The following is a 25,612-nucleotide window of genomic DNA, read 5'->3' as shown; positions in this document are numbered from 1 at the left end:
AAAGGAATTCAGTCAGGACCACTGGCGCGGCGTACGTCCCACCGGATATCTCATGCCTCTGACAGCGTTGGTATCTCGTGTCAGAGTGAAGGGAAATCCCGTGCGACTGCGCCCCCTGCGCGTCCTGTGCTGTTCCGCCGTCCTCGCCCTGTCGGCGCCCGTCCTGCTGCCGGGCACCGCCTCGGCGGCCGTCCCCGTCTCCTCGGTCTATCTGCAGAACTTCGTCACCGGCCTCGACGCGGCCGACAGCGGTGGCACGGTGGTGGCCCACAACCCCAAGGGCAACGAAGACCACCAGCAGTGGACGGCCGTCGCGGTCGGCGGCGGCTACCAGCTGCGGAACGCCGACGGGTCCGGCACCTGCCTGGGACGCGGCGGCACCGCCGCGGTGACCGCCGCCTGCGGCGCGGACGGCACCACCTGGAGCATCACGGCCGGCGCCGACAGCACCTACACCGTCGCCGTCCCCGGCACCTCGCAGTACCTCACCGGCTCCACCTCGGGCGCCGTACAGCTCGGCTCGGCGGGCGACCTCGCGCGCTGGTACCTCACCCCGGTCTCCTACGCGACCACGACGATGCCCTCCGCCGACACCCGCACCCTGGACCAGGTCACCTTCCTGACCGCACACAACGCCTTCGCCAACGGCTCCGACGGGAACTTCGCCTCGTTCCCGGTCAACCTGTTCCCCAACCAGAACTACGGGATCAGCCGGCAGCTGTCCGACGGGGTCCGCGGCTTCATGCTCGACGACTACACGGTCTCCGGTCAGGCCGTGCTCTGCCACAACAGCTGCGACGGCGTGAGCAACCCCGTCCCGCTCGCCACCGACCTCCAGCGCATGGTCGACTTCCTCAAGGCCAACCCCGGCCAGTTCGCCACGGTCTTCCTGGAGGACTACGCCTCCTCCGACGTGCTGAAGTCCTCCCTGGCCTCGGTCGACGGCCTCTCCGACGTGCTGTACCGGCCGGACCAGGAGGGCGCCGCCACCAGGGGCTGGCCCACGATGGCCGACCTCGCCGCCCGCGGCAAGCAGTTGCTGATCTTCAGCGACCGGACCCGGGCGAGCGACACCGCCAACGGCTGGGCCACCCGTGACACCTTCGGCGTCATGTACCAGCGCGAATGGACCGTGGAGAACTACTGGTCCATGGGCGGCGGCATAGGCGGCTCCGACTGGTCCTGCTACAGCCGCTGGGGCACCGACAGACCCCTCACCACCGACTCGGCGGCCTTTCACCCGCTCTTCGTCATGAACCAGTTCAGGGACTACCCGATCGGCTCCACGGCCGCCACCGACAACGGCAAACTCCTCAACCGCGCCCAGAACTTCTGCACCCCCGCCGCCCGCAAGAAGCCCAACTACCTCGCCGTGGACCGTTACGACACCGGATCGCCCACCCCGCTCACGACCGTGGGCACCCTCAACACCTACATCCTCGCGCCGGGCCAGTGACAGAACCCATGTAGCGGCCAACGTTCTTCAACGCTCGGCAACGCCCGTGCGGCGAGGGGATGGTGAAGGTAAATCCCGGACCAACTCCTTCCGTGCGTTGGCCCGGAGTTCATCGGCCGCCCCTGATGCACCCCATCTCCCGGGGCCCACAGTGAACGGCGGCCCGTCCTCACGGCCGGGCCTGCCGTCACTCCCGCAAAGGTTCCCGCCCCCCGGAGAACTTGAGAATGGAGCATCCATGGCCGAGTTGACCCGTCGCAGACTCCTGGGCTCCGCCGCCGGCGCGCTCGGCGGCGCCGCGGCCCTCTCACTGCTGCCGCCCAGCGTCCAGCAGGCCGTCGCCGCCGGACCGCCGAAGAACAGCTCGCTGCGCGACATCGAACACGTCGTCATGCTGATGCAGGAGAACCGGTCCTTCGACCACTACTTCGGCACTCTCTCCGGCGTCCGCGGCTTCGCCGACCCGCACGCGCTGAAGCTGGAGAACGGGCGGTCCGTCTTCTACCAGCCCGACGCCGTCAACCCCAAGGGCTACCTGCTGCCCTTCCACCTCGACACGCACACGTCGAGTGCCCAGGCCATCCCGTCCACCAGCCATGCCTGGTCGGTGCAGCACCAGGCCTGGAACAACGGCAAGATGGACCAGTGGCTGCCGGCCCACCGCAAGGCCGACGGCGTCAACGGCCCTTATGTGATGGGCTATTACACCCGCAAGGACATCCCCTTCCAGTTCGCCCTCGCGGAGACCTTCACCATCTGCGACAACTACTTCTGCTCCGTCTTCGGCCCCACCTGGCCCAACCGGCTGATGTGGATGACCGGGAGCATCGACCCGGGCGGCACCCTGGGCGGCCCGATCATCAGCAACGTCGCGCCCACTCCGTACCGCTGGACCACCTACGCCGAGCGCCTCCAGGCGGCCGGCGTCAGCTGGAAGGTGTACCAGGAGGAGGACGACTACGGCACGAACATGCTGGAGCAGTTCGCGACGTTCAAGAGCGCGCAGCCCGGCTCCGACCTGTACGAGCGGGGCGTGCGCCCGCAGCCGCACGGCACCTTCGAGGACGACGCCCGCAACGACCGGCTCCCGACGGTGTCGTGGATCTGCCCCACCAGCTACCAGTCGGAGCACCCGGACTACCTCCCGGCCGCGGGCGCCGACTACGTGGCCTCCAAGATCGAGGCCATCGCCTCGAACCCCGAGGTGTGGCGCAAGACCGCGTTCATCCTCAACTACGACGAGAACGACGGCCTGTTCGACCACGTGGCGCCGCCGACCCCGCCCGCGGGCACCAAGGACGAGTTCATCAAGGGCCTGCCGATCGGCGGCGGCTTCCGGGTCCCGGCGATCATCGTCTCGCCCTGGACGGTGGGCGGCTGGGTCGCCACCGAGGCCTTCGACCACACCTCCGCCCTGCAGTTCCTCGAGCGGTTCACCGGTGTCGAGGAGCCGAACGTCAGCGACTGGCGCCGTGCGACCTTCGGCGACCTGACCTCCGCCTTCCGGTTCCGCGAGGCCCGTCCGCGACCGCCCCGTCTCCCCCGCAACACGGCCGAGCAGCTGGCGAAGGCGAAGGAAGAGGTCGCCACCCTCCCCAAGCCCACGCTTCCGCAGGCCGACCAGAGCTACCCCCACCAGGAGAAGGGCCACCGCCCCCACACCTGACCGCCACCACACCCCGCCGCCGCGGTCGGCGGCGGCGGGGTGTCAGGCGAACGGCCGATCGTTCAGCGGCGGGCTGTCACACGAACGCCCGTCCGTCCGGCGGCGGGGTCGTCACGCGAACAGCCGTCCGACCGGCGCGGGCTGTCACGCGAACGCCCGTCCGACCGGCGGCGGGGTCGTCACGCGCACAGCCGTCCGTTCGGCGGCGCGCGCCGAACGGGGTCCGTTCTACGGCTTGGCGGCCGGCTCCAGCGCACCCACCGCCGCGGCGGCCGCGGACGAGTCCTCGCCGTAGAAGATGTCGATGTCGACCTCTTCACCGCCCATGGTCAGCGTGTCCCAGGCGCCGCTGAGGACCAGCATGCGCAGTGTGGCGGGCTGCAGGGTGCGCAGGCGCTCCAGGATCGCCTCGTCGTCCGGCATTCCCTCCAGCCGCAGGGCCAGACGCGCACGGATGGCCTGCATACGCTCCAGCAGCGTCTTGGTGTCCGCCTCGCGGTCGGGCTCGTCGGGGATCCCGTCGATGCCGTGGCCGATGATGTCCTTGATGGCCCAGGTGACGCCCTTGTCGTCGGTGGTGACCATCGCCTTCCAGGCCCGGCTCTTGTGCCGGTACTGGAGCATCGACATGGCCGCCTCGTGCCGCAGGAAGTCCGCGTCCCGGAACGGCCGCCCGCTCCACGCCCCGTTGAGGGACCGGGCCAGCGAGATCGCCGAAGCCAGACCGCTGTTGAGGCCGCGGCCGGGCCAGAAGTGGATGGCGTTGGCGGCGTCACCGAGGAGGAAGCCGTAGGTGCCCGGGGAGTTGGCGGTGGGCGGCAGCAACTCGGCCGAGAAACGTGGGCGTTGCACCATGTCGAGCCGGAAGCTGGTGACCGCCGACAGGTCGTCGGACTCGACCCCGAACAGCAGCAGGCCCTCGCGCACCCGGCGCCACAGCGGGGAGCCCTTGACCAGGGCGGGGAGGAACAGCGTGCCGTGGGTCGCGCACTGGAAGTCGCCGTACTCGTCGCGGTCCATCAGGCACGGCCGGGAGGCGATGCACTCCTCGAAGACCCGGCGGACCGGGTCGAGGCCGATGACCTCCGCGGCCTCGGCATCGGTCAGCCGCATGTTGAGGAAGCCCTCGCCGCGCAGCGAGTTGAGCAGGAAGCGGTTCTGGGCGACGGTCAGCAGCACCGCCATGGGGTCGGTCAGGCCGGACTTCACCCGCAGGCCGAGGACGACGTCCTGGAGGTGGCGCCCGTCGAGGGAGTAGATCGACTCGTCGGCCTTGCCGAAGCGGGCGGCGAACCGGTCCCGGGTGCGCGAGCGGCCGCCGTCGCAGATCGCGAGCACATGCTGGGTGGCGAGTGCCTCCTGCTGCTCCTCCGCGTCGAACCGGGCGGGTATGAGCCGGATCCGGTCCCGCTTCTCGTTCGCCAGCTCCAGCAGCCGGTCCTCGATGTAGGCGATGCGCATGTTGCGCGGGTGGTTGTCGCCGACCGAGTCCGGGCCGGAGGGCCACATCTCGGTGAAGTGCTCCGGGTCGAAGAGGCGCTCCCGCACCTCCTCCGGCCAGGCGAGGTACTGGCGGCTCTGCACGGTCACCACCTGCAGACGCCGTACGTTGCCCTCGGCCGGGCTCTTCCAGACGACGGTTCGGCCCTGCTTGCGCCACCTGCCGTCGTAGACGGCGATCTGCACCTGGGGGCCGAGGAAGTGTTCGAGGAGCAGGGCGAACGACAGGCCGACCGGGCCGCCGCCGGCGACGGTGACCCGCAGGACGGGTCCGCGTTCGCCTTCCTCCGCGCCGTGCGTCACGGATCGCGGCAGGGAGAGCGCCATCAGCGTCTCCATGGCGTCCGCCACCTCGAAGCGGAACTCCTGGTCGCCCAGGGAGATCTCGTCACCGGGCTGCAGCAGCCGGGACTCCACTTCCTCCCCGTTGACCAGGGTGCCGTTGCTGCTCTCCAGGTCACGCAGTACGTAACCCTTGTCCTCGTCGAAGACGATCTCCGCATGGAAGCGGGAGACGCTGAGGCTGGAGATGACGACGGTGTTCTCCGAGTTGCGTCCGAAGGTGACGCGGGTGTCCAGGACCGGGATGCGCTCCCCCGCCAGCAGACCTTCGAGTCCGACCAGCACCGGTGCCACGGCACTTCCTTCCACAAGCTTGTCAGTTGTTGAACCGGGACACCGATCGTGCGCTACGGCGCGGCAGTTCCCAAGTCGGCATGCGGCCCTGTCCCCCGCCCGCCCCCGCAGCCGAGCCTATACTTGCTTAACCAAGTATTTCCAGTGCACGCTTCGGTACAATCCCTGCCGATCTGACGGGAGTTCGTCGGTTTTCGGCCAATGTGGACTCGCGGAGGGAGGCCCCGAGCGGGCCGGGCGGATGCCGCCCGGCCCGCCGGGCTCGGGTCAGCGGCCGTGACCGTCGGAGCGCTTGCGGTGCAGGGTGAAGTTCTCGAAGACGGTCAGTTCGCCGTGCGGCTTGTTGACGTTGTAGTAGGTGACGTGCATCCGGGTGGTGTCACCGGGGTGCCGGCCGGGGTCGACGGTGAACGCCGCGAAGCCGTAGGGGTGTTCGGTGTCCCGGACACCCGTCCACACCGCCTGCTCCTTGACATAGGTGGAGGTGCGCTTGCCGTTGGAGCCGGGGGTCGCCGACACGGCGGTGATCACCTTGGCGGTGCCGTCCTTGAAGAAGCTCTGGTTGGTGGTTCCCGAGACGCCTCCGCCGCCGAGGATCATGTGCACGGTGCCGAGGCCGGCGTCGATGTCGTCGGTGGCCCGGGAGACCGGGTTGGGGGTGAGGGTCTCGCTGCCGGTCACCACTCCGCGCACGGCCAGCGAACGCTCGTAGTTGTGCTCGTGACCGCAGAGCACCAGGTCGACGTCGTACCGGTCGAACAGCGGGCCGTACTTCTCACGCAGGCCCAGGTCCGCGCCGTTCGCGTCGGAGGAGCTGATCATGACCTGGTGCATCGCCACGACCACCCAGTCGATGTCGCGTGAGGAGCGCGCCGCCTTCAGCTCCCTCTCGAGGAAGGCGAGCTGGCGGCCGCCGGAGTAGCCGCTGATGTAGACGTCACCGCCGTCCTGCAGGCAGTTGTCGTCGTTCTGCAGCACGATCACCCGCACCGAGCCGGCCGTGAACGCGTACCACAGGCCCGCGAGTTCGGCGTCCGTCTCGGTGGAGGGGAGGGAGAAGTAGGTCTGGTAGGCGCCGAGGCCGATCGGGCCGTTGGCCTTCTCGATCTCGTGGTTGCCGGCTGCCGGCATCCAGGGACGGAAGCGCGCCGAACGGGTGTTGTTGGTGAAGAAGTTGTTCCAGGTCCGCACCCGGTCGACGTCCAGGTTGGCGTAGCAGAGGTCGCCGTTGAGGAGGTGGAACAGCGGGGCGACCTGCTCGATACCGGTGACGATGTCCTTCGTCGCGGGCGTGGAGTTGGCGTCCAGGGCGACGGTGCCGTCGGCGGACCAGGTCACCTGCGGGGCGGACTGGTCGCCGAAGCTGGTGAAGGTGACCGGCCGACGTCCCTGCGGAGCCGTGCGGAACGTACCGCTGTCGGGGGTCGCCCCCTCGTGCGTGGCGAGGTAGAGGTAGTCCGTGTCCGGGGCGAGCCCCTTCAGCAGGGCGTGGTGGACGTAGACCGTGCGGTCCGAGGTGCCGTCGACGTAGGTGACGGTCTCGGCCTTCTTGCTGGAGCCGAAGCCGTGCTCCAGGGTGCCGTAGCGCACGACGGGCTTGGTCACCGGCCGGTCCGTGATCCACGACACCGTCATCTGGGTGCGCGGGTCGGCCCCGAAGGTCAGGTGCAGGCCCTGGACGGGGGGCGCGCCGGAGGAGTCCGCGGTGAGGTGGAAGGCCGGACCGGCGTTCGGAGCGGCCTGAGCCGCACCCGCGCCGAACAGCCCGGTGGCGGCGGCGCCCGCCCCCGCGGTGCCCAGCAGGCCCAGCGCGTGACGACGACTGAACCCCTCCGAACCTTCCGCCGATCTGCCCTCTGTTGAGTCTGCCTGTGTGGTCATGACGCCCTCCCGACGAACAGCTGAGCTGACAACGACCGCACCCTGACCCAGCCCAACTGCCCCCACATGAACACCACATGACCACACGGCCACCACGCGTCAGGCATCAGGCCGCCAAGACCGACCCATGCCCTCGCCTTTACCGTCGGCCGCCCTGGCCTTGACCGATCCCGCCCCCGGGGCCCATGGGGTGAGACCCACGTCACACGCGACTTCCTGTCACACATCGCGGTCGGCTCCGGTCAGTCAGGTGGAACCGCCCCCCCCCCAGCGAGGAGATCATCGTGGAATCGCGACTCGACTACTTCGGCCACCCGCTCGCCGGGAAGGTGCTGAGGCACATCAACTCGGCCGGCAAGGCCGTCTCGGACTCGACGCTGCCGGCCACGATCCAGGAGCTGGTGAAGATCCGCGCCAGCCAGATCAACGGCTGCGGTTTCTGCACCGACATGCACACCAAGGACGCCGTGGTGGCCGGGGAGACCGCGCAGCGCCTCCACCTGGTCGCGGCCTGGCGTGAGGCGAAGGTGTTCACCGATGCGGAGCGTGCCGCGCTGGAGGTGGCGGAACAGGGCACCCGGATCGCCGACGCGGCCGGGGGCGTCGCCGACGAGGTGTGGGCCAACGCCGCCAAGCACTTCGACGAGGAACAGCTCGTCGCCCTGATCTCCCTGCTCGCCGTCATCAACGCCTACAACCGCATCAACGTCATCAACCAGCAGCCCGCCGGGGACTACCAGCCCGGCCAGTTCGGGTGACCGACGCCCGCAGGCAGGGCCGGCTGCGCCTTCCCTCTCCGTGGAGGGGGGAAGGCGCAGCCGGTCCGTCGTCCGTCAGTCCGTGGTGGGGCGCGGGGCGCGCAGATGGGCCCGTTCGGCCAGTTCGCCCTCGTCGACCAGCTCGAGCATCGGCTTGCCCGGCGCGCACATCATGGTCACCACGAACCGGGTCCGCGCATCCGTGAGGGCGTTGCCGTCCTGGTAGTGGATCACGTCACCGCCCGGCTCCCAGAACGTCCCGCCGGCCCCGACCACCCGCTCGGGCTCGCCCTCCAGCTCGAAGCGGACGGCGCCCTCGACGACGTACCCGAACGCGGGTCCGGAGTGGCGGTGCGGCGGGGTCCCCGGGTCTCCCGGCTCCCACTCGACATAGATGGTCATCGCCGAGGCCCCCTCGGGGACGGTGATCGGTGCGGCGTCCTGCAACACCGTCACCGCCGTCTTCCACCCCTCCGGGCGCGACTGCCCGCCGGGCCCGTTCGCTGCGTTCCTGTCCGACATGGTCGGGCACCTCCATGGATTCGTCGTCCCTCGGTACCGGCCTTCGCCACGGATGACCGAGCACGCTGGATCTGTGACACGGCGGGACCGGTTCATACCCCTCCGTGCCGTTATGCGAGTGCCAGCTTGTAGCATGATGATCCAACTCTGGAGGACATCCATGCGCGGCGGTGAGAACGGGGGCTCGAGCTCCCTCGACCAGGCGACGAAGGAATTCCTTGCCGCGCGTCCACAGCTGTTCGGTATCGCGTACCGCGTGGTCGGCAGCGCCGTGGAGGCGGAGGACATCGTCCAGGAGGCGTGGCTGCGGTGGCAGAACACCGACCGTGCGGGCATCCGTGAGCCGGCCGCGTTCCTGGCCACGGTCACCACCCGGCTGGCGATCAACTTCACCCAGTCCGCCAAGGTACGGCGGGAGTCGTACGTCGGCCCCTGGCTTCCCGAGCCCGTCGACACGAGCACGGACCCCCAGCTGGGCGCGGAACACGCGGAGGCACTCGACATGGCGGTTCTCCTGGTCCTGGAGAAGCTGAACCCCGTGGAGCGGGCCGCCTACGTGCTGCGGGAAGCGTTCGACTACACGTACAGGCGGATCGCGGACATCGTCGAGACCAGCGAGGCCAACGCACGCCAGCTGGTGAGCCGTGCCCGCAAGCGGCTGACGGCGGAGCGCCGGGAACCGGTGGACTCCGCCGAGCACCGGCGATTCCTGGAGGTGTTTCTCGCCGCCGCGCAGAACGGCCGTCTCTCGGTGCTCGAAGAGGTGCTCACCGAGGACGTGGTCAGCTACGCCGACGGCGGCGGAATGCGCGGGGCGTCCAAGATTCCGGTCATCGGGCTCCCGCATGTCTCCCGGTACCTCGTCGCCTTCGCCCCGCGTTTCTGGCCCCAGACGGACGTCCGCTGGGTCGAGGCCAACGGCAGGCCGGCGGTCCTGATCTCGGCCGGCGGGAACCCGGTGGCACTGCTGTCGGTCGACGTGTCGGCACGCGGCATCGAACGCATCATGTGGGTGATGAACCCGGCCAAGCTGGCCCCCTACGTGTCGTCGCTGGACGGCTGAGCCCCTCGTCCGACAGGCCGCACGCACGGGCTGCAGAGGATGATTTTTCCCGGCTTCCCGGGCGGGCTGTCACAGGCGGAAGGGCTCTCCGGTCTCTTCTGGTGCAGACACCAGAAGCACTCCGAGAGGAACTCCGTCATGAAGGTCGTCGTGATCGGTGGCACCGGACTCATCGGTTCGAAGCTCGTCAGCAGGCTTGGCGAGGACGGGCACGAGGCGGTAGCGGCCGCACCCAGCACCGGCGTCAACACTCTCACCGGGGAGGGGCTGGCCGAGGTCCTCGAGGGCGCCTCGGTGCTGGTCGACGTGTCCAACTCCCCTTCGTTCGAGGACCGGGCCGTCCTGGACTTCTTCCGCACCTCCACGGCCAACCTCCTCCAGGCCGAGGCGGACGCCGGCGTGCGGCACCATGTGGCGCTGTCGGTGGTGGGCACCGACCGGCTCCAGGAGAGCGGCTACTTCCGGGCCAAGCAGGCCCAGGAGGATCTGATCAAGGCGTCCGGCATCCCGTACTCCATCGTCCACGCCACCCAGTTCTTCGAGTTCGCGAAGGGGCTGGCCGACGGGGTGACCGAGGGCGACACCGTGCGCCTGCCGGACGCCAGGATCCAGCCCCTCGTCTCCGACGACGTGGCCGCGGCCGTGGCCCGCGCCACGGTGGGTGCGCCGGCCAACGGCGTGGTGGAGGTGGGCGGCCCCGAGGCGTTCCAGCTCGAGGAGTTCATCCGGATCGCGCTGGACGCGGCGAACGACCCCCGCAAGGTCGTCACGGACCCGCAGGCGCGGTACTGGGGAGCCGAGCTGCGGGAGGACACGCTGCTGCCCGCTCCGGACGCGAGCCTCGGCGAGGTCAGGTTCACCGACTGGCTCGCGCGGCAGCGGTAGGCGCCGACGGGTGGTGGCCCCCGTGGGAGGGGGTACGGGAGCCGCCACCCGGCCACCGAGCGCACGCGAGAACCCCGCCGATGCCGCGGCGCCGCGTGCAGGCCCTACGCGCCGCGGCTCACGACGCGCCGACCAGCACCACGGTGACGCACAGCGCCATCACCACGGTGATCAGGATCATCGCGGTCAGCGTCCCGCGCAGCCAGTGTCCGAAGCGGGCGCGATGCCGCTGTTCCACCACGTGGATGCTCGCGGCGATGTGCTCCGTCACCATGCGGGCCACGTAGGTCTGTTCCGCGAGGTACCAGCGTTCGATGTCCGTCCGCTGGTCCTGCGTCAGTCCCGGCTCCTGCGCGGTGAAGTCCGCGACCCGCCGGCGTGCCGCCCGCAGATGGGCCTGCTGGTAGAGGAAGTCCTGGATGTCGGTCAGGCCGCGGGCGGCCTCCTCGTTCGTGTCCATGGTGTGCTCCCCAGGTGAGGCGGCGGCTGTCCGGCCGGTCACTGTGGTGTGGGCGCGGGGTACGCGCGTCAGCGCCGGGGAGGAGAGCAGCGCGCACGAACGGTCGGGCCGGGACTGGTCGGGCCGGCGAACTCACGAACGCCGCGCAGAGAGCTGGAGCAGACAGCGTGAACGACCAGCGTGGCAACATCCGCGTGAAGCCGCAAGGGCATCGGCCCGGTGGTGTCCCGGGCGTCTCCCCGCACGCCCGGAGGACGGCCGGCGCGATCCGCTCCACGAACTACGTCAATTGACGGAATCGGTCCCGGCGGCGGCCGTCTAGCTTTCTTCGCGTGGCCGCGACGGTCGGACACGCCGAGGGAGAAGCCATGAGTGCTGCAGCACGGAACGTCGTTCTCGTCCACGGAGGTTTCGTGGACGGATCCGGCTGGCAGGGCGTCTACGACGTCCTCACCCGGGACGGGTACGACGTCAGCATCGTCCAGAACCCGACGCTGTCGCTGGAGGGGGACGTCGCGGCGACGCGGATGGTCCTCGACGCGCAGGACGGCCCGGTCGTCCTGGTGGGGCACTCCTACGGCGGTGCGGTGATATCCGAGGCGGGCAGTCACCCGAAGGTCGCGGCGCTCGTCTACATCGCGGCGTTCGCGCCCGACAAGGGCGAGTCGGTGAGCACGCTCATCGCCGACCCGCCGCCCGGTGCCCCCGTGCCGCCGATCCTGCCGCCCAGGGACGGCTTCCTGTTCCTGGACCGCGAGAAGTTCGCGAACTCCTTCGCCGGTGACGTGCCCGCCCAACTGGCGGCGTTCATGGCCGACTCGCAGGTCCCGTGGGGCCTCGACGCCCTCAACGGCGCCGTGTCGGAGCCGGCCTGGCGGGTGAAGCCGAGCTGGTACCTCGTCGCCACCGACGACCGTATGATCCCGCCGCCGGCTCAGCGGGCGATGTCGGAGCGGGCGGGCTCGACGGTCGTCGAGGTTCCCGGCAGCCACTCCGTGTACGTGTCACGGCCGGACGCGGTGGCCGACCTGATCAAGCAGGCCGCGGCCGCTCACTGACCCCGCGGCGTCCTGCGCGCGGCCGGGATCCGGGCAGCCCCCGCGATCCCGGCCGCGGCGGGGTGCCCGGGCGCGTCGCGGCCGGTGTTGGGGCGCGTCGCGGCCGGTGTTCGGACGCGTCGCGGCCGGTGTTCGGGCGCGTCGCGGCCGGTGTTCGGGCGCGTCGCGGCCGGTGTTCGGACGTCGGTGGGAAGCTCGAGAGCGGCGGCCCGCGCCGCCGGCGTACCGCGGGCCACCGGGCTGCCCTCCAACGCCACCGGGCCGGGCCCTCCACCCCACAGCGGATCGCCCTCGGGTCAGTGGCCGCGACCTGCACCGCGCCGCGAACCGAGCGTGCCACAGGTCGCGCAGGAGTGCGATCTCGGCCATGTGGTGGACGAGTTCGAGGCTGGTCTCCCACAGCACGTCGACGAACGGATCGCCGGAGTCGGCGCCGGACGGGTACGGCGAGAGGCCCGGGGCCGACGACCCGTCGGCACGGGGCGCCGGCGGATTTCGGTGCGGGCGGCCCGGGGCCGCTGAGCGGTCAGCTGTCGTAGTCGACCGTCAGCTTCTCGGAGACCGGGTACGTCTGGCAGGTCAGCACGTAGCCGGCCTCGACCTCGGCGGGCTCGAGGGCGTAGTTGCGGCGCATGTCGGCTTCGCCGTCCGTGATCCGTGCCCGGCAGGTGCCGCAGACGCCGCCCTTGCAGGCGAAGGGGAGGTCCGGGCGGATGCGGGCGGCGGAGTCGAGGAGTGCCGTGCCGCGCGGCAGCCGGGCGGTGGTGGAGCGGCCGTCGAGGGTGACGGTGACCTCGCTGGCCGGGCCCGTCGCCGCCGCCTCCTCGTGGCGGACGGGTTCGATCGGCTCGTCGGCGAAGAAGAGCTCCTGGTGGATCCGTCCGCCGGGGACGCCCAGTCCGGCCAGGACCTGCTGGGCGTCGAGCACCATGCCGTGCGGTCCGCACAGCCACCAGTGGTCGGCGGAGGGTACGTCGATCAGCCCCGCGACGAGGGCGGCGAGGCGGTCGCCGTCGAGGCGGCCGGAGAGGAGCTCGGCTTCGCGGGGCTCGCGCGACAGGACGTGGGCGAGGTGGAAACGGGTGCGGTACTCGTCCTTCAGGTCGGCCAGTTCGTCGGCGAACATCACGGTGTCGGTGCGCCGGTTGCCGTAGAACAGCGTGACCCTGGAGCGGTCGTCGGCCGCCAGGACGGACTCGGCGATCGACATCATGGGGGTGATGCCCGAACCCGCGGCGATCAGCACATGGTGGCCGGGCACCGTGAGGTCGGGGGTGAAGGCTCCGGTCGGGGCCATCACCTGCACGGTGTCGCCGGGCCGCACCTCGTGGACCAGCCAGGAGGAGAAGAGCCCGCCGGGCACCTCCCGGACGCCGATGCGGGGCGGTGCGCCGACCGGGGAGCAGATCGAGTACGAGCGCCGCTCGTCGCGCCCGTCGATCTCACGGCGCAGGGTGAGCGACTGACCGGGGCCGAAGGCGAACTCCTCCGCCAGGGCCTCGGGGATGTCGAAGGTGACGGCCACGGCGTCCTCGCACAGGCGCGTGACGGCGGCGACGCGCAGGGGATGGAAGGCTGGGCGGCGCCGCCGGACTGTCGTCGCGGGGGCACCGGCGGTCGGTGCCATCAGCTCTGCCATCAGATCTCCTTGACGTACTCGAACGGCTCGCGGCAGGCCAGGCACCGCCACAGCGCCTTGCAGGAGGTGGCCGCGAAGCGGGAGGTCTCCTCGGTGTCGGCCGATCCGCAGCGCGGGCAGGTGACCGTGCGCCGGGTCGGTGACAGGTTCAGCGGGACGGGACCGGTGGGCTGCCGCGGTGCCGTCGTGGGCGGTGCGATGCCGTGTGCGGCGAGCTTGCGGCGCCCTTCGGGGGTGATCCAGTCGCTCGTCCACGGCGGGTCGAGGACCGTACGGATCTCGACGCGGTCGAACCCGGCGTCCCGCAGGCGGGCGGCGACCCCGGCCCGCATCTCGGCCATGGCGGGGCAGCCCGAGTAGGTGGGGGTGAGACCGGCGACCACCGTACCGTCGGCCTCGATCGTCACCGTCCGCAGTACCCCGAGGTCGGCCAGCGTGAGCATGGGAAGTTCGGGGTCGGGGACCTGTTCGGCGAGGTGCCGGGCCCGCCGGACGTCGGACAGGACGGTCACCATGTCGCCTCCGGGTGGGCGCGGGCCACGCTCTGCAGCTCGGCCAGGAGCGGGGCGAGGTGTTCGGTGTGTCCGCCGTGCCGGCCGTGGCCGGGCAGGGGCGCGGTGTGCGGCACGGGGAGTCCGGCCGCGTCGAGGACCTGCTGGAGATCGGCGAGGACCGCCTCGCGCACGTCCTGCGCGGCGAACAGTTCCTCCCAGTAGGGAGCCTGTGATTCCAGGGCGGTCAGCATGCGCGCGCGGGACTCTTCGGTGCCGTCGCCCAGGCGTACGACCCATTCGGCGGCGTACTGCCGGTGGTAGGTCAGCTCCTTCACGCCCTTGGCCGCGATCGCCGCGAGTACCGGGTCGGGCGTGGAGGCCAGTCCGGTGAAGTGGGCGAGGCGCCAGCTGGCGAACACCAGCAGCCGCAGGACGGAGAAGGCGAAGTCGCCGTTGGGGAGTTCGGCGAGGCGTACGTTGCGGAAGTCGCCGGCGTCACGGAAGTAGGCGTAGGCGTCCTCCGTACGGCCGGTGCCGTCCACCTGGCCGCAGCGCGCGTACAGCAGGCGCGTCTGGCCGAGCAGGTCGAGCCCGATGTTGGCCAGCGCCACCTCCTCCTCCAGTTCGGGGGCGCGGGTGACCCATTCGGCGAGCCGCTGGGCCAGGACCAGGGCGTCGTCGCCGAGCGCCAGGCAGTGGCCGGCCAGTGCGGTGGCGTCGACGCCCTCGGGTACGGCGGTGTCGACGCCGTGCAGCGGGTCCTCGAAGCCGGTGCCGAAGGCCCAGCGGGCGTCGCCGTCGTCGTGGCCCTCGGCCAGCGAAAGGTAGACGTGGTCGTCGCTCATCACCGGCTCCTAGATGTGCGGGACATCGTCGGGGATGTCGTAGAAGGTCGGGTGCCGGTAGACCTTGTCGGCGCTGGGGGCGAAGAAGGGGTCCTTCTCGTCCCGGGTGGAGGCGGCGATGTGGTCCGAGCGCACGGCCCAGATGCTGACGCCTTCGTTGCGCCGGGTGTAGAGATCGCGGGCGTGGGTGAGGGCCATCTCGTCGTCCGCCGCGTGCAGTGAGCCGACGTGGACGTGGTTGAGGCCGCGCTTGCCGCGGATGAACACCTCGTACAGGGGCCAGTTCTCCGAGTCGCTCATGCGACTGTCTCCTTACGTGCCCGGGCGGCCTGCTTGGCGGCGTGCGCGCCGGCGGCCGCACGCACCCAGGCGCCCTCCTCGTGGGCGTCGCGCCTGCGCTGCATCCGCTCCGCGTTGCAGGGGCCGTTGCCGCTGATGACTTCCTTGAGTTCGGAGAAGTCGGGGGTGCCGAAGTCGTGCCGGCCGCGCTCCTCGTTCCAGCGCAGTTCGGGGTCGGGCAGGGTCACGCCGAGCCTGGCCGCCTGGGGCACGGTCATGTCGACGAAGCGCTGGCGCAGTTCGTCGTTGCTGTGCCGCTTGATCTTCCAGGCCATCGACTGCGCGGAGTTGGGCGAGTCGGCGTCGGGCGGGCCGAACATCATCAGGGACGGCCACCACCAGCGGTCCACCGCGTCCTGCACCATCTCCCGCTGCGCGTCGGTGCCGCGCATCATGGTCATCAGCAGCTCGTAGCCCTGCCGCTGGTGGAAGGACTCCTCCTTGCAGACCCGCACCATGGCGCGGGCGTAGGGCCCGTACGAGCTGCGGCACAGGGGGACCTGGTTGCAGATGGCCGCGCCGTCGACGAACCAGCCGATGACCCCGACGTCCGCGAAGCTGGGCGTGGGGTAATTGAAGATCGACGAGTACTTCTGGCGGCCTTCGAGGAGTCGCTGGGTGAGGTCGGCCCGGTCGACGCCCAGGGTCTCGGCGGCCGAGTACAGGTACAGGCCGTGGCCGGCCTCGTCCTGGACCTTGGCGAACAGGATCGCCTTGCGGCGCAGCGAGGGCGCCCTGGTGATCCACTCGCCTTCCGGCTGCATGCCGATGATCTCCGAGTGCGCATGCTGGGCGATCTGCCGGACCAGCGTCCTGCGGTACCCCTCGGGCATCCAGTCGCGCGGTTCGATCCGCTGGTCGCGCGAGATCGTCGCCTCGAAATGGGACTCCAGGTCGTGCTCGGCGTCCCTTCCGGCCGCTTCAGTCATCTCCACCCACTCCCTACCGACCATTCGTTCGGTTCATCATAAGGTATGCCCTCCCTGGTCTGGCAAGGGCCGCACCGGATCGGTGCCCGGCAAAAGGCGGCCGTCCGCGCGGGCCACCGTCCGCCGGGGACGGCGCGCACCGTGCCGTGCCGGCCCGCGCCGGTCACCAGGTGTAGAAGCCCCGGCCCGTCTTCTGTCCGAGTTCGCCGCGGGCCACCTTCTCGCGCAGCAGCCGCGGCGGTGCGAAGCGGTCACCGAGGGTGGCGTGCAAATGTTCGGCGATGGCGAGCCGGACGTCGAGCCCGACCAGGTCGGTCAGGCGCAGCGGCCCCATGGGGTGCTTGTAGCCGAGCCGCATCGCGTCGTCGATGGCCTCGGGCGCGGCGACGCCCTCCTCGACCATGCGGATCGCCTCCAGCCCCAGGACCAGGCCGAGCCGGCTGCTGGCGAAGCCGGGCGAGTCCTTGACCACGACGTCCTGCTTGCCCAGGGCTCTGGTCCACTCCAGAGCGGCCCGCACGGTGTGCTCGGCGGTGTCGGGGGCGACGACGATCTCGACGAGTGCGGAGGCGGGCACCGGGTTGAAGAAGTGCATCCCGAGGAACCGTTCCGGTCGCCTGAGCACGGCGGCGAGGTCGGTGACCGACAAGGAGCTGGTGTTGGTGGCCAGGACGGTCGTGTCGCCCACCGCCTCCTCGGCGGCCTTCAGCAGGCGGGCCTTGAGCGCCGCGTCCTCCGGTACCGCTTCCACGACCAGTTCGGTCCCCGGTGACAGGGCGTCCACCGCGGGCACGACGGTCACCCGGGCGGCCACCCGCTCCGCGGGCTCGCTCAGGTGGCCGCGCTCCCCGGCCCGCCGCAGACTGCCGCCGATCCGCTCCAGCGCCGCGGCGGCGGCCTCCGCCCCGCTCTCCACCACGGTCACGGCGGAGCCGGCGGTGGCGAACGACTGGGCGATCCCCGCGCCCATCAGGCCGCCGCCGATGACGGCGACGGTGTCGGGTGCCGAGGTCATGCGCGACTCCTCTTCTCGAGAAAACGTGTCATGCGGTCCTTCTTGTCCGCGCCCTCGAAGAGCACGGCCTGCGCCAGGTCGTCGGCGACCGGGTGGGCCCCGGGCGAGTCGACGACGAGCTTGGTCAGCCGCAGGGCCGTGGCCGAGGACCGCGCCATGCGGTCGAGCAGCGCGTGGGCGCTCGCCAGCAGTTCCTCGGCGGGAACGACCTCCATGACCAGACCCGCGGCGAGCGCCGCCGGGGCGTCGAGGTTGCGGCCGGCGAGCAGGATCTGCTTGGCGACCGACTCCCCGACCAGTTCGGGCAGCCGCCAGCAGGCGCCGGCCGCCGCGAGGATGCCGAGACCCGGCTCGGGGTTGCCGAAGACGGCACCGGGGCCGGCGATCCGCAGGTCGCAGGCGTAGGCCAGCTCGGCTCCGCCGCCCAGCGCCCAGCCCTCGACAGCGGCCAGGGTGGGCATGGGCAGCCGCCGGACGCGTTCGAACAGTCGGCTGTTGATGCCCTGGAGCGCCTCGTCTCGGCCGCGCTCCAGCAGCTCGGCGATGTCGGCGCCGCCCGCGAAGACCCCGCCGTGGCCGGTCAGGAGGAGCAGCCTGGGCTCGCGCTCCAACTTCTCGCACACCTGGTGCAGTTCGCTGATCATGCGGCCGCTGATGGCGTTGCGGGCCTCGGGGCGGTGGAGGGTGACGACGACCCGGTCGGCCCGCTCCTCCACCAGCAGCGTGTCGTACGACGAAGACGTGCTCACACCCGCTCCACCAGCAGTGCGACGCCCTGGCCCACGCCGACGCAGAGCGTGGCGAGGCCACGACGGCCGTTCTCGCATTCCAGGCGACCCAGGAGGGTGAGCAGGATGCGGGCGCCGGAGCAGCCGAGCGGATGCCCGAGGGCGATGGCGCCGCCGTCGGCGTTGACCTTGTCCTCGTCGAGCTTGAGACGGCGGATGACGGCCAGGGCCTGTACGGCGAACGCCTCGTTGAGTTCCACGGCGTCCAGGTCGCCGGTCCCCCAGCCGGCCCGGGCCAGCGCCTTCTGGGTGGCGGGGACCGGCCCCAGACCCATGAGGTTGGGCTGTACCCCGGCGGAGGCCGAGGCGACGATCCGGGCCCGGGGGGTGAGGCCGTAGCGCTCCACCGCATCGGCACTGGCGACCGTCAGGGCCGCCGCGCCGTCGGACAGCGGGGAGGACGAGCCCGCGGTGACGATGCCGTTCTCGCGGAAGACGGTCCGCAGGGAGCCCAGCTTCTCCAGGGTGGTGCCGGGGCGGGGGCCCTCGTCCCGGGTCACCTCGCCGTCACGCACGGGGACGGGGACGATCTCGCGGTCGAAGCGGCCCGCCTCCTGTGCGGCCACGGCCCGCTGGTGGCTGCGCAGGGCGAAGGCGTCGGACTCGGCCCGGGTGATGCCGTCCAGGGCCGCGACCTCCTCCGCGGTCTCGCCCATGGACAGCGTGACCTTGACCGCCTCCGGCCCGGCGTCCCCGGGGACGGCACGGTCGGCGGCGGTGAAGCGCGGGTTGGTGAACCGCCAGCCGAGAGCGGTGTCGTACACCTGACCCGGCTTGGCCCACGGAGTGCCGGGCTTCTCCATCACCCAGGGCGCCCGGGTCATGGACTCCACTCCCCCGGCGACCACCAGGCCGGCCTCCCCGGCGCGGATCGTCTGGGCCGCCGACGCCACCGCGGTCAGGCCGGACGCGCACAGGCGGTTGACGGTGTAGCCGGGCACGGTGTGCGGCAGGCCGGCGAGCAGTACCGCCATCCGGGCGACGTCCCGGTTGTCCTCGCCCGCCTGGTTGGCGGCTCCGAGAACGACCTCGTCCACGGCCTCGCCGGGCGCTCCGGCGCGCCGCACGGCCTCGGCGACGACGAGGGCGGCGAGGTCGTCGGGGCGGACGGCGGCCAGGGCACCGCCGTAGCGGCCCTGCGGGGTGCGGGCCCCGTCGATCAGGTAGACGTCCGGCATCAGGCGGCCTCCCTGCCCTTCGCGGCGTACTCGCCGTGGACGGATCTGCTCGGTGACTCCGGGTACGCGGACCGGTGGCCGCGGCTCGTCACGGCGTCCGCCGCACGCTCGATCGGAGTGCGGTGACGGGCGAGGCGGTCGGGCCTCTCAGGGGTCTTCTGCGGCATGCGGCACACCTCTTGACATGCGGGGGTCTCGCTGGATTACCTTGACCACACCGCACGCTAACCGAATGTTCGGTCGGTCCACAAGGTGGTGGAAATGACGACCCGGGTACCGGATACGACGCCTGGCCCCGTCGAGACGATGTTCGCCGCGGACGAGGCGTCACAGGGGCTCGGCATCGAGCTGCTCGAGCACGGCGAGGGAACTGCCGTACTGCGGATGACCGTGGCGCCCTCGCAGGTCAACGGGCATCGGATCGCCCACGGCGGCTATCTCTTCCTCCTCGCCGACACCGCGTTCGCCTGTGCCTGCAACAGCCACGGTCCCGTGACCGTCGCCGCCGGCGCCGACATCGCCTTCATCGCGCCCGCGTACGAAGGCGATGTGCTGGTGGCCACGGCGCGGGAGCGCGTTCGGTTCGGCCGCAGCGGTGTCTACGACGTGAGCGTTGTGCGCGGAGACGAAGTGATCGCGGAGTTCCGCGGCCGCAGTCGCACCCTCCGCGCGCGGATTGAGGAGCCGTGATGAGCAGCGAAGTGATCGCGCCCGAGCCGAGGGCCACCCGCCGGGGGGAGCCGCTCCCCGAGGCGCTCCTGGACGACGCCGAGCGGATGTCCCGCGAGGAGCTGGCCTCGCTCCAGCTCACCCGGCTGCGCGCGACGCTGCGGCACGCGTACGACAACGTGGAGCTGTACCGCGAGAAGTTCGACGCGGCCGGTGTGCGGCCCGAGGACTGCCGGACCCTCGCGGACCTCGCCCGCTTCCCCTTCACGACCAAGGCGGACCTGCGGGACACCTACCCCTTCGGCATGTTCGCCGTCCCGATGTCCGAGGTGCGGCGCGTACACGCCTCCAGCGGCACCACCGGCCGCCCCACCGTGGTCGGCTACACCGACAACGACCTGTCCATGTGGGCGGACGTCGTCGCCCGCTCCATCCGGGCGGCCGGCGGCCGGCCCGGGCACAAGGTGCACATCTCGTACGGCTACGGCCTGTTCACCGGCGGTCTGGGCGCCCACTACGGCGCGGAACGCGCCGGGTGCACCGTGATCCCCGCCTCCGGCGGCATGACCGCGCGGCAGGTGCAGATCATCCAGGACTTCCGTCCCGAGATCATCATGGTCACGCCCTCCTACATGCTGACCCTGCTCGACGAGTTCGAGCGTCAGGGCATCGATCCCCGCTCCACCTCCCTGGAGGTCGGCATCTTCGGTGCCGAACCCTGGACGGAGGAGATGCGCCGTGAGATCGAGGAGCGCCTGGACATCCACGCGGTCGACATCTACGGGCTGTCCGAGGTCATCGGCCCGGGTGTCGCCCAGGAGTGCGTGGAGACCAAGGACGGGCTGCACGTCTGGGAGGACCACTTCCTCCCCGAGGTGGTGGACCCGCTGACCGACGAGGTGCTGGCCGAGGGCGAGAACGGTGAGCTGGTCTTCACCTCGCTCACCAAGGAGGCGCTGCCCATCATCCGCTACCGCACCCGGGACCTGACGCGACTGCTGCCCGGCACCGCGCGTCCCGGCCTGCGCCGGATCGAGAAGATCACCGGCCGCTGCGACGACATGATCATCCTGCGCGGGGTGAACGTCTTCCCCAGCCAGGTGGAGGAGATCGTGCTGCGCACGCCCGGCGTGGCCCCGCACTTCCAGATCCAGATCACTCAGCGCGGCCGGATGGACCACATGACCGTCCGCGTGGAGGCCCGGCCCGACGCCGGTCCCGCCGACCGTGAGGCCGCCGCGAGGACGATCGCCCAGGGCATCAAGGACGGCGTGGGCGTCACCGTGGCGGTCGACATCGTCGACCCGGAGACCCTGGAGCGTTCCCTCGGCAAACTCCGCCGGGTCAAGGACCTGCGCAGGGGCTAATACGCTGGCGGGCGGACGGCCGGGGTGCCTACTGTCCTGCGCATGCCCGAGTTGCAGCTGCTCCGCCCGGACCACGCCCCGGCGATCCTCGCCTTCGAGCAGGAGAACCGCGCCTACTTCGCGGCGTCCATCCCCGACCGCGGTGACGAATACTTCGCCCGGTTCGAGGAGCGGCACCGCGCGCTCCTCGCCGAACAGGACGCCGGGATCTGCTACTTCCATGTGGTGGCCGGCGATGCGGGCGAAGTGCTGGGGCGGGTCAACCTGTTCGACGTGGCGGACGGCGGCGCCGACCTCGGTTACCGGATCGCGGAGCGGGCCGCGGGGCGGGGGCTTGCGACCTGGGCCGCGCGGGAGATCTGCGGCCTCGCCGCCACCGGATACGGACTGACGTTCCTGCGGGCCGCGACCACTCTCGACAACACGGCGTCCCGGGCCGTCCTGGCCCGGGCCGGCTTCACCGTCACCGGCGAGACGCGGCTCTCCGGCCACCCCGGTCTGACGTATCTGCGCCGTCTGTAGGGGATTTGCGGGAACATCCGGGCGGACCGCCTCGTTGCCTCAGGGCCGATCCCGTCCCCGACCCAGGGAGCATCGTGCCCGTATCCGCGTCCGTCACCGCCACCGTCCTCCCCGCACTCCCGTCCCTCCGCACGCAGGCCGACCGGCTCATCGAGTCGGGAGTGCACGAGATCGCCGGGCTGTCCGCGGCCGAGGTCCGCGCCGCCGCCGCAACCCCTGCCGGGCCGGGTGCCCTGCTCGCCGTCCATCCGCAGCACGCCCCCGCCTCCGTGCTCGCGCCGCTGCTCCGGCACGACGGCAGGCCGGGGTTCGTCGTCACCGACATGACCGACGCCGACCTCTTCGCCCCGCTCGACACGATCGCGCTGCCCGACGCCCCGCTCTACGTCCTCACCGGTCTCGACCGGGGCGACCGGATGGCGAACTGGAGCCCGGAAAGGCGCTGCCCGCGCTCACCGCGCAGGAGCGCACCCCGCTGCTGCTCAGCGAGGGCCTCCACTGGGTGCTGCAACAGCCCGCCGTCCTGGAGCGCAACCACTGCTTCATGACCATCGGTTCGCGGCTGCGCAAGGCCAACGGCGCCCTGGACGCGCGCACTCCGGCGATCTGGATCAGCAACGGCACCGGGCGGGACGGCCGTGAGCGCCGCAACGCGCCCAAGGTGGGCTGGTGCTGGGCCGGTAACCGGCACACCTGGCTGGGGTTCGCCTCGGCAGCGGGCCGCCGAGTCCGATAGGACGCGACTCCGGGAGGCCGCGGTGCTCGTGGCGCACCGCGGCACCGCGGCCTCCCGGAGTCGGTCAGCCGCTCACCGGCCTGCCGCGGCCCCACGCCCAGGCGAGGCGGTCGGCGCCGGACTGGTTGGTGGTGGCCAGCCAGGGGCGGGAGGTGTCGCCGACGAGCTTCTGGATCGAGTAGGTGTCGTCGGTGCGCAGGCCGGGCCAGTACACCGAGCCCATGCCGAGCTCGCGGAACAGGTCCGTGTCGGCCTGGATGAAGTTGACGGAGTTGTCGTCGGGCGTCGGCACGTCGTAGTCGAGGCCCGTGGTCATCGGGGCGCCGAACTCGTCGGCGACGGTCCGGCCCGCGCAGTCGCCGAGCCGCTCCTTCAGGTCTGCCGCCCACTGGTCGTAGGTGGCGTAGCTCTTCCAGAAGCCGTAGTGGTGCAGGGAGAGGTAGGTCCCCTTCAGACGCGGGTCGGCACAGACGGTGGTGACGTGGTCGTTGTAGCCGGCGCCGCTGACGAAGACGCGGTCGTGCGGGACGGACGGATACGTCGCCAGCCACTTGGCGGCGAGGTCGGCCCACTCGGCGTCGGTGTAGCCGTGCGGCTCGTTCATCGGCTCGAAGTAGACGTGCGGGTCGTGCCGGTAGGCCTTCACGACGGTGTTCCACATCGGCCAGTAGGTGGCCTCGTCGTCGATGAAGCCGTCCTTGTTCGCGCCGGTGCCCTCCCAGTAGGAGACGATCACCTTGAAGCCCTGCGCCGAGGCCGCGTCGACGACTCCGCGGTAGGACTTCCAGTAGGAACCGTTCACCGTGTAGGGGTTGATGGGCAGCCGAACGGTGTTGGCCCCGAGGTTGGCGCGGAACGCGGCGATCACCCGGGTCGCCTTGGCGTAGGTCTGCGCGTAGCTGTCGGAGAGCGACAGGCCGGAGAGGACCACCGGGTCGTCGGCGTAGTTGTCGCGCGGGTCGGCCCAGTTGACGCCCTTGAACTGGCTGGTGCCGTGGCCCGGCACCGCGGCGGAGGCGGAGGCTGGGCTGCCGGTGAGGGTCGTGGCGCCGACCGCGGCGATCGCGACCGCCGCCAGGGCGGCGCGCTGGCGAGGGGTGATCCGGGTTCCGGCGGGGGTCTTGCGCATCAACGTGCCCTTTCAGGAGAAGGCGGCTCGGCGCGGCGGCTCGTTGCCCCGGTCGGATGTTCACGTAAACATCGATCGGGTGTGTTTACGTGAACATCCGCTGCACGACGCGGCACGGAGATCTCCGTGCCGGGCTGTTCACACCGCGATGTTTACGTAAACTCGAAAGCGTCGGAATCGTGGCATCCGCTCCTGCGGCCGTCAAGGTTTCCCGCTCCGTAACATCCGGTACGTGAAGGAGACTTGAGGGGTGAGCCGATGGAGCTGAACGAGCCGGGGGCACCGGTGCCGTCGGCCACGGGCGGTGCGCGGCGGGGCGGTTCCGGGGTGCCGGGCGGGCGCCGGAAGCAGCGGGTCTCGATGGCGGACGTCGCCGAGCTCGCCGGTGTCTCCTCACAGACGGTCTCCCGGGTCTCCAACGGCCATGCCGGCGTGATCAGTTCCACCCGGGAGCAGGTGCTGGCCGCGATGCGGGAGCTCGGTTACCGCCCCAACAGCGCGGCCCGCGCCCTGCGTTACGGCCGGTTCAACACCATCGGTGTGATCCTGTTCAGCCTCTCCTCGACGGGCAGCAGCCGTACCCTGGAGGCGATCGCCACCCATGCCGCGGCCGAGGGGTACGCGATCACCCTCATCCCCATCGACGTGGCCACGCAGGACAACGTGCTGGGGGCGTTCACGCGGATGGGCGAGCTGGCGGTGGACGCCGTGATCGTCATCATGGAGATCCATCTGCTCGACACCAGCACGGTCCAACTGCCGCCCGGCGTCCATGTGGTGGTCGTGGACTCGGACGCCGGGGACCGCCACAGCGTGGTCGACACCGACCAGGCCGACGGCGCCCGGAAGGCCGTACGGCATCTGCTGGAGCTGGGCCACCGGACCGTGTGGCACGTGACCGGTCCCGGGACGTCGTACGCGGGCCAGCGCCGCACCCAGGCCTGGCGGGCCGAGCTGGAGGAGGCCGGACGCCCGGTTCCGGCGCCGCTGCACGGCGACTGGTCCGCCGAGTCCGGTTACGCGGCCGGGCTCGCGCTGGCCCGGGAGCCCGACTGCACCGCGGTGTTCGCGTCCAACGACCAGATGGCCCTGGGTCTGCTGCGCGCCTTCCACGAGCAGGGCCGGTCCGTGCCCGCCGACGTGAGTGTCGTGGGGTTCGACGACACCCCCGACGCGGCCTTCTTCATCCCGCCCCTCACCACCGTCCACCAGGACTTCGCCGAGGTCGGCCGCCGCTGCGTCGAGGGCGTCCTGCGCCAGATCAGCACCGGGGACGACTCCCGTCCCGGCACCGATCTCGTCCCGGCCCGTCTGGTGGTCAGGGACAGCACCGCGCCGCCGCGCAGTTCACCGGGCCGCGGCTGACCTGCCGTCGCAACGGCACCCCGGCCGGCTCAGGCGGTACCGGCCGGCGTACTCGCGGGGCGTCGGGCACGGCACCGAACTCGTCCGGCCCGGGCCCTGGGCCGCAGTCCCCGGGCGCGCACACCCGAACGGGTCCGCGGTCACGGGGGTCGGGGTGCGCCCGACCCTCCGGGGCGGGAGTTCGTGTTCGTGGCGCGGCGGCCGCGGGGCGGGTGAGGTGCGCGGTGCGGGGTACCCGGCCGCCGAACGCGGTGACCGGCACCGCACGGACGTGGAAGGTCAGGCGTCCAAGCTCCATGTCCACGACGCATCCCGCCGAGCGCACCCGCAACGGCCGGGGCTGGTTCGAGCGGCTGGCGGAGGCGGCCTCGAACGTCACCAGCTCCCTGCTGTTCATGTGTTTCTGTCTGACCCTGATCGCGGCCTTCGTCGCCGTCCATGCCGCGGGCCTCGACCTGAGCTGGCAGCTCCTCGTCGGTGATGTCATGACCTCCCTGAACCTGCTGCTGCTCGCCCTGCTGAAGAACTCCGAGCGCCGCGCGGAACACGCCATCCAGCGCAAGCTCGACAGCATCGCCGCCGCGCTGCTCGATCAGCGGGAGGGCGACACCCCGGAGGAAGCGGCGGCGGAGCTGCGCAAGGTGATCCGGATGGAGGAGGAGCTCTGACTCCGCCGAGCCGGGTGAGCGGGCCGTGCCGGGCGTCGGTCGTG

The 25,612-nt window shown here is 71.2% G+C and carries 26 protein-coding genes and 2 pseudogenes; 13 read left to right on the top strand and 15 right to left on the bottom strand.

Features of this window, described 5'->3' with window-relative positions:
• Window positions 1-106 precede the first annotated feature (106 nt).
• Window positions 107-1,456, top strand: a complete 1,350-nt coding sequence (locus ACWDGI_RS10185; protein ID WP_450757484.1) for an RICIN domain-containing protein — start codon at window positions 107-109, stop codon at window positions 1,454-1,456.
• A 238-nt stretch (window positions 1,457-1,694) separates the two neighbouring features.
• Window positions 1,695-3,122: an alkaline phosphatase family protein gene (locus ACWDGI_RS10180; RefSeq protein ID WP_450757265.1), complete on the top strand. Its 1,428-nt coding sequence runs from the start codon at window positions 1,695-1,697 to the stop codon at window positions 3,120-3,122.
• A 228-nt stretch (window positions 3,123-3,350) separates the two neighbouring features.
• On the opposite strand, the gene ACWDGI_RS10175 is transcribed toward ACWDGI_RS10180, so the two are convergent.
• Window positions 3,351-5,258 (bottom strand): FHA domain-containing protein, encoded by a 1,908-nt coding sequence (locus tag ACWDGI_RS10175; protein WP_450757263.1) that lies wholly within the window; start codon window positions 5,256-5,258, stop codon window positions 3,351-3,353.
• Between the two features lie 267 nt (window positions 5,259-5,525).
• On the bottom strand, window positions 5,526-7,139 hold the full coding sequence (locus ACWDGI_RS10170; protein ID WP_450757261.1) for a purple acid phosphatase family protein: 1,614 nt from the start codon (window positions 7,137-7,139) through the stop codon (window positions 5,526-5,528).
• A 284-nt stretch (window positions 7,140-7,423) separates the two neighbouring features.
• Between ACWDGI_RS10170 and ACWDGI_RS10165 the strand changes: the two genes are divergently transcribed.
• Window positions 7,424-7,897: a carboxymuconolactone decarboxylase family protein gene (locus tag ACWDGI_RS10165; RefSeq protein ID WP_450757259.1), complete on the top strand. Its 474-nt coding sequence runs from the start codon at window positions 7,424-7,426 to the stop codon at window positions 7,895-7,897.
• 75 nt (window positions 7,898-7,972) lie between these two features.
• Here ACWDGI_RS10165 and ACWDGI_RS10160 read toward each other — a convergent pair whose 3' ends face one another.
• A complete protein-coding gene (locus tag ACWDGI_RS10160) occupies window positions 7,973-8,419 on the bottom strand; it encodes a cupin domain-containing protein (RefSeq protein WP_450757258.1) in 447 nt (148 codons plus the stop codon).
• Window positions 8,420-8,579: 160 nt separating this feature from the next.
• Between ACWDGI_RS10160 and ACWDGI_RS10155 the strand changes: the two genes are divergently transcribed.
• Window positions 8,580-9,482 (top strand): RNA polymerase sigma-70 factor, encoded by a 903-nt coding sequence (locus ACWDGI_RS10155; protein ID WP_450757257.1) that lies wholly within the window; start codon window positions 8,580-8,582, stop codon window positions 9,480-9,482.
• A 138-nt stretch (window positions 9,483-9,620) separates the two neighbouring features.
• Complete coding sequence (locus tag ACWDGI_RS10150) at window positions 9,621-10,367, top strand: SDR family oxidoreductase (RefSeq protein WP_450757255.1); 747 nt, start codon at window positions 9,621-9,623, stop codon at window positions 10,365-10,367.
• A 118-nt stretch (window positions 10,368-10,485) separates the two neighbouring features.
• Here the strand turns inward: ACWDGI_RS10150 and ACWDGI_RS10145 are convergent, their stop codons facing one another.
• A complete protein-coding gene (locus ACWDGI_RS10145) occupies window positions 10,486-10,827 on the bottom strand; it encodes a hypothetical protein (protein WP_450757254.1) in 342 nt (113 codons plus the stop codon).
• 167 nt (window positions 10,828-10,994) lie between these two features.
• On the opposite strand from ACWDGI_RS10145, the gene ACWDGI_RS10140 reads away from it, so the two are divergent.
• Both ACWDGI_RS10140 and ACWDGI_RS10135 read left to right on the top strand, forming a co-directional pair.
• Window positions 10,995-11,120, top strand: coding sequence for a hypothetical protein (locus ACWDGI_RS10140; protein WP_450757252.1), 126 nt, complete (start codon window positions 10,995-10,997; stop codon window positions 11,118-11,120).
• 75 nt (window positions 11,121-11,195) lie between these two features.
• Window positions 11,196-11,885, top strand: a complete 690-nt coding sequence (locus tag ACWDGI_RS10135) for an alpha/beta fold hydrolase (protein ID WP_450757250.1) — start codon at window positions 11,196-11,198, stop codon at window positions 11,883-11,885.
• 324 nt (window positions 11,886-12,209) lie between these two features.
• Here the strand turns inward: ACWDGI_RS10135 and ACWDGI_RS10130 are convergent.
• The 10 genes and pseudogenes from ACWDGI_RS10130 to ACWDGI_RS10085 form a co-directional block, all read right to left on the bottom strand.
• Window positions 12,210-12,341, bottom strand: a pseudogene (locus tag ACWDGI_RS10130) (DinB family protein); the annotation flags it as partial.
• A gap of 70 nt (window positions 12,342-12,411) precedes the next feature.
• Complete coding sequence (gene paaE, locus ACWDGI_RS10125; protein ID WP_450757482.1) at window positions 12,412-13,512, bottom strand: 1,2-phenylacetyl-CoA epoxidase subunit PaaE; 1,101 nt, start codon at window positions 13,510-13,512, stop codon at window positions 12,412-12,414.
• Window positions 13,513-13,523: 11 nt separating this feature from the next.
• On the bottom strand, window positions 13,524-14,039 hold the full coding sequence (gene paaD / locus ACWDGI_RS10120; RefSeq protein ID WP_450757248.1) for a 1,2-phenylacetyl-CoA epoxidase subunit PaaD: 516 nt from the start codon (window positions 14,037-14,039) through the stop codon (window positions 13,524-13,526).
• The gene (gene paaC, locus ACWDGI_RS10115) at window positions 14,033-14,863 is read right to left on the bottom strand and encodes a 1,2-phenylacetyl-CoA epoxidase subunit PaaC (protein ID WP_450757246.1); all 831 of its coding nucleotides are present in this window, start codon (window positions 14,861-14,863) and stop codon (window positions 14,033-14,035) included. Before paaC ends, paaD begins: the two co-directional genes overlap by 7 nt.
• Window positions 14,864-14,872: 9 nt before the next feature.
• Window positions 14,873-15,163, bottom strand: coding sequence for a 1,2-phenylacetyl-CoA epoxidase subunit PaaB (paaB, locus tag ACWDGI_RS10110; protein WP_360478002.1), 291 nt, complete (start codon window positions 15,161-15,163; stop codon window positions 14,873-14,875).
• The gene (gene paaA, locus ACWDGI_RS10105) at window positions 15,160-16,131 is read right to left on the bottom strand and encodes a 1,2-phenylacetyl-CoA epoxidase subunit PaaA (protein WP_450757244.1); all 972 of its coding nucleotides are present in this window, start codon (window positions 16,129-16,131) and stop codon (window positions 15,160-15,162) included. Before paaA ends, paaB begins: the two co-directional genes overlap by 4 nt.
• A 163-nt stretch (window positions 16,132-16,294) precedes the next feature.
• Entirely contained in the window at window positions 16,295-17,146 is an 852-nt protein-coding gene (locus tag ACWDGI_RS10100) for a 3-hydroxyacyl-CoA dehydrogenase family protein (RefSeq protein ID WP_450757242.1), read from the bottom strand.
• Window positions 17,143-17,895: an enoyl-CoA hydratase/isomerase family protein gene (locus tag ACWDGI_RS10095; protein ID WP_450757240.1), complete on the bottom strand. Its 753-nt coding sequence runs from the start codon at window positions 17,893-17,895 to the stop codon at window positions 17,143-17,145. Before ACWDGI_RS10095 ends, ACWDGI_RS10100 begins: the two co-directional genes overlap by 4 nt.
• On the bottom strand, window positions 17,892-19,112 hold the full coding sequence (locus ACWDGI_RS10090) for a thiolase family protein (RefSeq protein WP_450757238.1): 1,221 nt from the start codon (window positions 19,110-19,112) through the stop codon (window positions 17,892-17,894). The genes ACWDGI_RS10095 and ACWDGI_RS10090 overlap by 4 nt, the downstream gene beginning before the upstream one ends.
• Window positions 19,112-19,279 (bottom strand): hypothetical protein, encoded by a 168-nt coding sequence (locus tag ACWDGI_RS10085; protein WP_450757236.1) that lies wholly within the window; start codon window positions 19,277-19,279, stop codon window positions 19,112-19,114. Before ACWDGI_RS10085 ends, ACWDGI_RS10090 begins: the two co-directional genes overlap by 1 nt.
• Before the next feature lie 94 nt (window positions 19,280-19,373).
• Between ACWDGI_RS10085 and paaI the strand changes: the two genes are divergently transcribed.
• The 4 genes and pseudogenes from paaI to ACWDGI_RS10065 all read left to right on the top strand — a co-directional run bounded on the left by paaI (window position 19,374) and on the right by ACWDGI_RS10065 (window position 22,406).
• A complete protein-coding gene (gene paaI / locus ACWDGI_RS10080) occupies window positions 19,374-19,802 on the top strand; it encodes a hydroxyphenylacetyl-CoA thioesterase PaaI (RefSeq protein ID WP_450757234.1) in 429 nt (142 codons plus the stop codon).
• Complete coding sequence (gene paaK / locus ACWDGI_RS10075) at window positions 19,802-21,148, top strand: phenylacetate--CoA ligase PaaK (protein ID WP_450757232.1); 1,347 nt, start codon at window positions 19,802-19,804, stop codon at window positions 21,146-21,148. Before paaI ends, paaK begins: the two co-directional genes overlap by 1 nt.
• A 42-nt stretch (window positions 21,149-21,190) precedes the next feature.
• Entirely contained in the window at window positions 21,191-21,670 is a 480-nt protein-coding gene (locus ACWDGI_RS10070; RefSeq protein WP_450757230.1) for a GNAT family N-acetyltransferase, read from the top strand.
• A 74-nt stretch (window positions 21,671-21,744) separates the two neighbouring features.
• A pseudogene (locus ACWDGI_RS10065) lies at window positions 21,745-22,406 on the top strand (DUF5701 family protein).
• A 64-nt stretch (window positions 22,407-22,470) separates the two neighbouring features.
• Here the strand turns inward: ACWDGI_RS10065 and ACWDGI_RS10060 are convergent.
• Window positions 22,471-23,535, bottom strand: coding sequence for a glycoside hydrolase family 5 protein (locus ACWDGI_RS10060; RefSeq protein WP_450757229.1), 1,065 nt, complete (start codon window positions 23,533-23,535; stop codon window positions 22,471-22,473).
• 258 nt (window positions 23,536-23,793) lie between these two features.
• On the opposite strand from ACWDGI_RS10060, the gene ACWDGI_RS10055 reads away from it, so the two are divergent.
• A complete protein-coding gene (locus ACWDGI_RS10055; RefSeq protein ID WP_450757227.1) occupies window positions 23,794-24,900 on the top strand; it encodes a LacI family DNA-binding transcriptional regulator in 1,107 nt (368 codons plus the stop codon).
• A 296-nt stretch (window positions 24,901-25,196) separates the two neighbouring features.
• Entirely contained in the window at window positions 25,197-25,568 is a 372-nt protein-coding gene (locus ACWDGI_RS10050) for a low affinity iron permease family protein (protein WP_450757225.1), read from the top strand.
• Window positions 25,569-25,612 lie beyond the last annotated feature (44 nt).

It is taken from the genome of Streptomyces sp. NPDC001220 (assembly GCF_053597895.1).
This window is presented reverse-complemented; position numbering and strand designations above follow the sequence as displayed.

Bases quoted from the DNA above. Each gene is read 5' to 3' on its own strand.
- ACWDGI_RS10180 (WP_450757265.1), top strand. From the start codon at position 1,695: ATGGCCGAGTTGACCCGTCGCAGACTCCTGGGCTCCGCCGCCGGCGCG.
- ACWDGI_RS10170 (WP_450757261.1), bottom strand. From the start codon at position 7,139: ATGACCACACAGGCAGACTCAACAGAGGGCAGATCGGCGGAAGGTTCG.
- ACWDGI_RS10160 (WP_450757258.1), bottom strand. From the start codon at position 8,419: ATGTCGGACAGGAACGCAGCGAACGGGCCCGGCGGGCAGTCGCGCCCG.
- ACWDGI_RS10155 (WP_450757257.1), top strand. From the start codon at position 8,580: ATGCGCGGCGGTGAGAACGGGGGCTCGAGCTCCCTCGACCAGGCGACG.
- ACWDGI_RS10150 (WP_450757255.1), top strand. From the start codon at position 9,621: ATGAAGGTCGTCGTGATCGGTGGCACCGGACTCATCGGTTCGAAGCTC.
- ACWDGI_RS10145 (WP_450757254.1), bottom strand. From the start codon at position 10,827: ATGGACACGAACGAGGAGGCCGCCCGCGGCCTGACCGACATCCAGGAC.
- ACWDGI_RS10135 (WP_450757250.1), top strand. From the start codon at position 11,196: ATGAGTGCTGCAGCACGGAACGTCGTTCTCGTCCACGGAGGTTTCGTG.
- paaE (WP_450757482.1), bottom strand. From the start codon at position 13,512: ATGGCACCGACCGCCGGTGCCCCCGCGACGACAGTCCGGCGGCGCCGC.
- paaD (WP_450757248.1), bottom strand. From the start codon at position 14,039: ATGGTGACCGTCCTGTCCGACGTCCGGCGGGCCCGGCACCTCGCCGAA.
- paaC (WP_450757246.1), bottom strand. From the start codon at position 14,863: ATGAGCGACGACCACGTCTACCTTTCGCTGGCCGAGGGCCACGACGAC.
- paaB (WP_360478002.1), bottom strand. From the start codon at position 15,163: ATGAGCGACTCGGAGAACTGGCCCCTGTACGAGGTGTTCATCCGCGGC.
- paaA (WP_450757244.1), bottom strand. From the start codon at position 16,131: ATGACTGAAGCGGCCGGAAGGGACGCCGAGCACGACCTGGAGTCCCAT.
- ACWDGI_RS10100 (WP_450757242.1), bottom strand. From the start codon at position 17,146: ATGACCTCGGCACCCGACACCGTCGCCGTCATCGGCGGCGGCCTGATG.
- ACWDGI_RS10090 (WP_450757238.1), bottom strand. From the start codon at position 19,112: ATGCCGGACGTCTACCTGATCGACGGGGCCCGCACCCCGCAGGGCCGC.
- ACWDGI_RS10085 (WP_450757236.1), bottom strand. From the start codon at position 19,279: ATGCCGCAGAAGACCCCTGAGAGGCCCGACCGCCTCGCCCGTCACCGC.
- paaI (WP_450757234.1), top strand. From the start codon at position 19,374: ATGACGACCCGGGTACCGGATACGACGCCTGGCCCCGTCGAGACGATG.
- paaK (WP_450757232.1), top strand. From the start codon at position 19,802: ATGAGCAGCGAAGTGATCGCGCCCGAGCCGAGGGCCACCCGCCGGGGG.
- ACWDGI_RS10070 (WP_450757230.1), top strand. From the start codon at position 21,191: ATGCCCGAGTTGCAGCTGCTCCGCCCGGACCACGCCCCGGCGATCCTC.
- ACWDGI_RS10060 (WP_450757229.1), bottom strand. From the start codon at position 23,535: ATGCGCAAGACCCCCGCCGGAACCCGGATCACCCCTCGCCAGCGCGCC.
- ACWDGI_RS10055 (WP_450757227.1), top strand. From the start codon at position 23,794: ATGGAGCTGAACGAGCCGGGGGCACCGGTGCCGTCGGCCACGGGCGGT.
- ACWDGI_RS10050 (WP_450757225.1), top strand. From the start codon at position 25,197: ATGTCCACGACGCATCCCGCCGAGCGCACCCGCAACGGCCGGGGCTGG.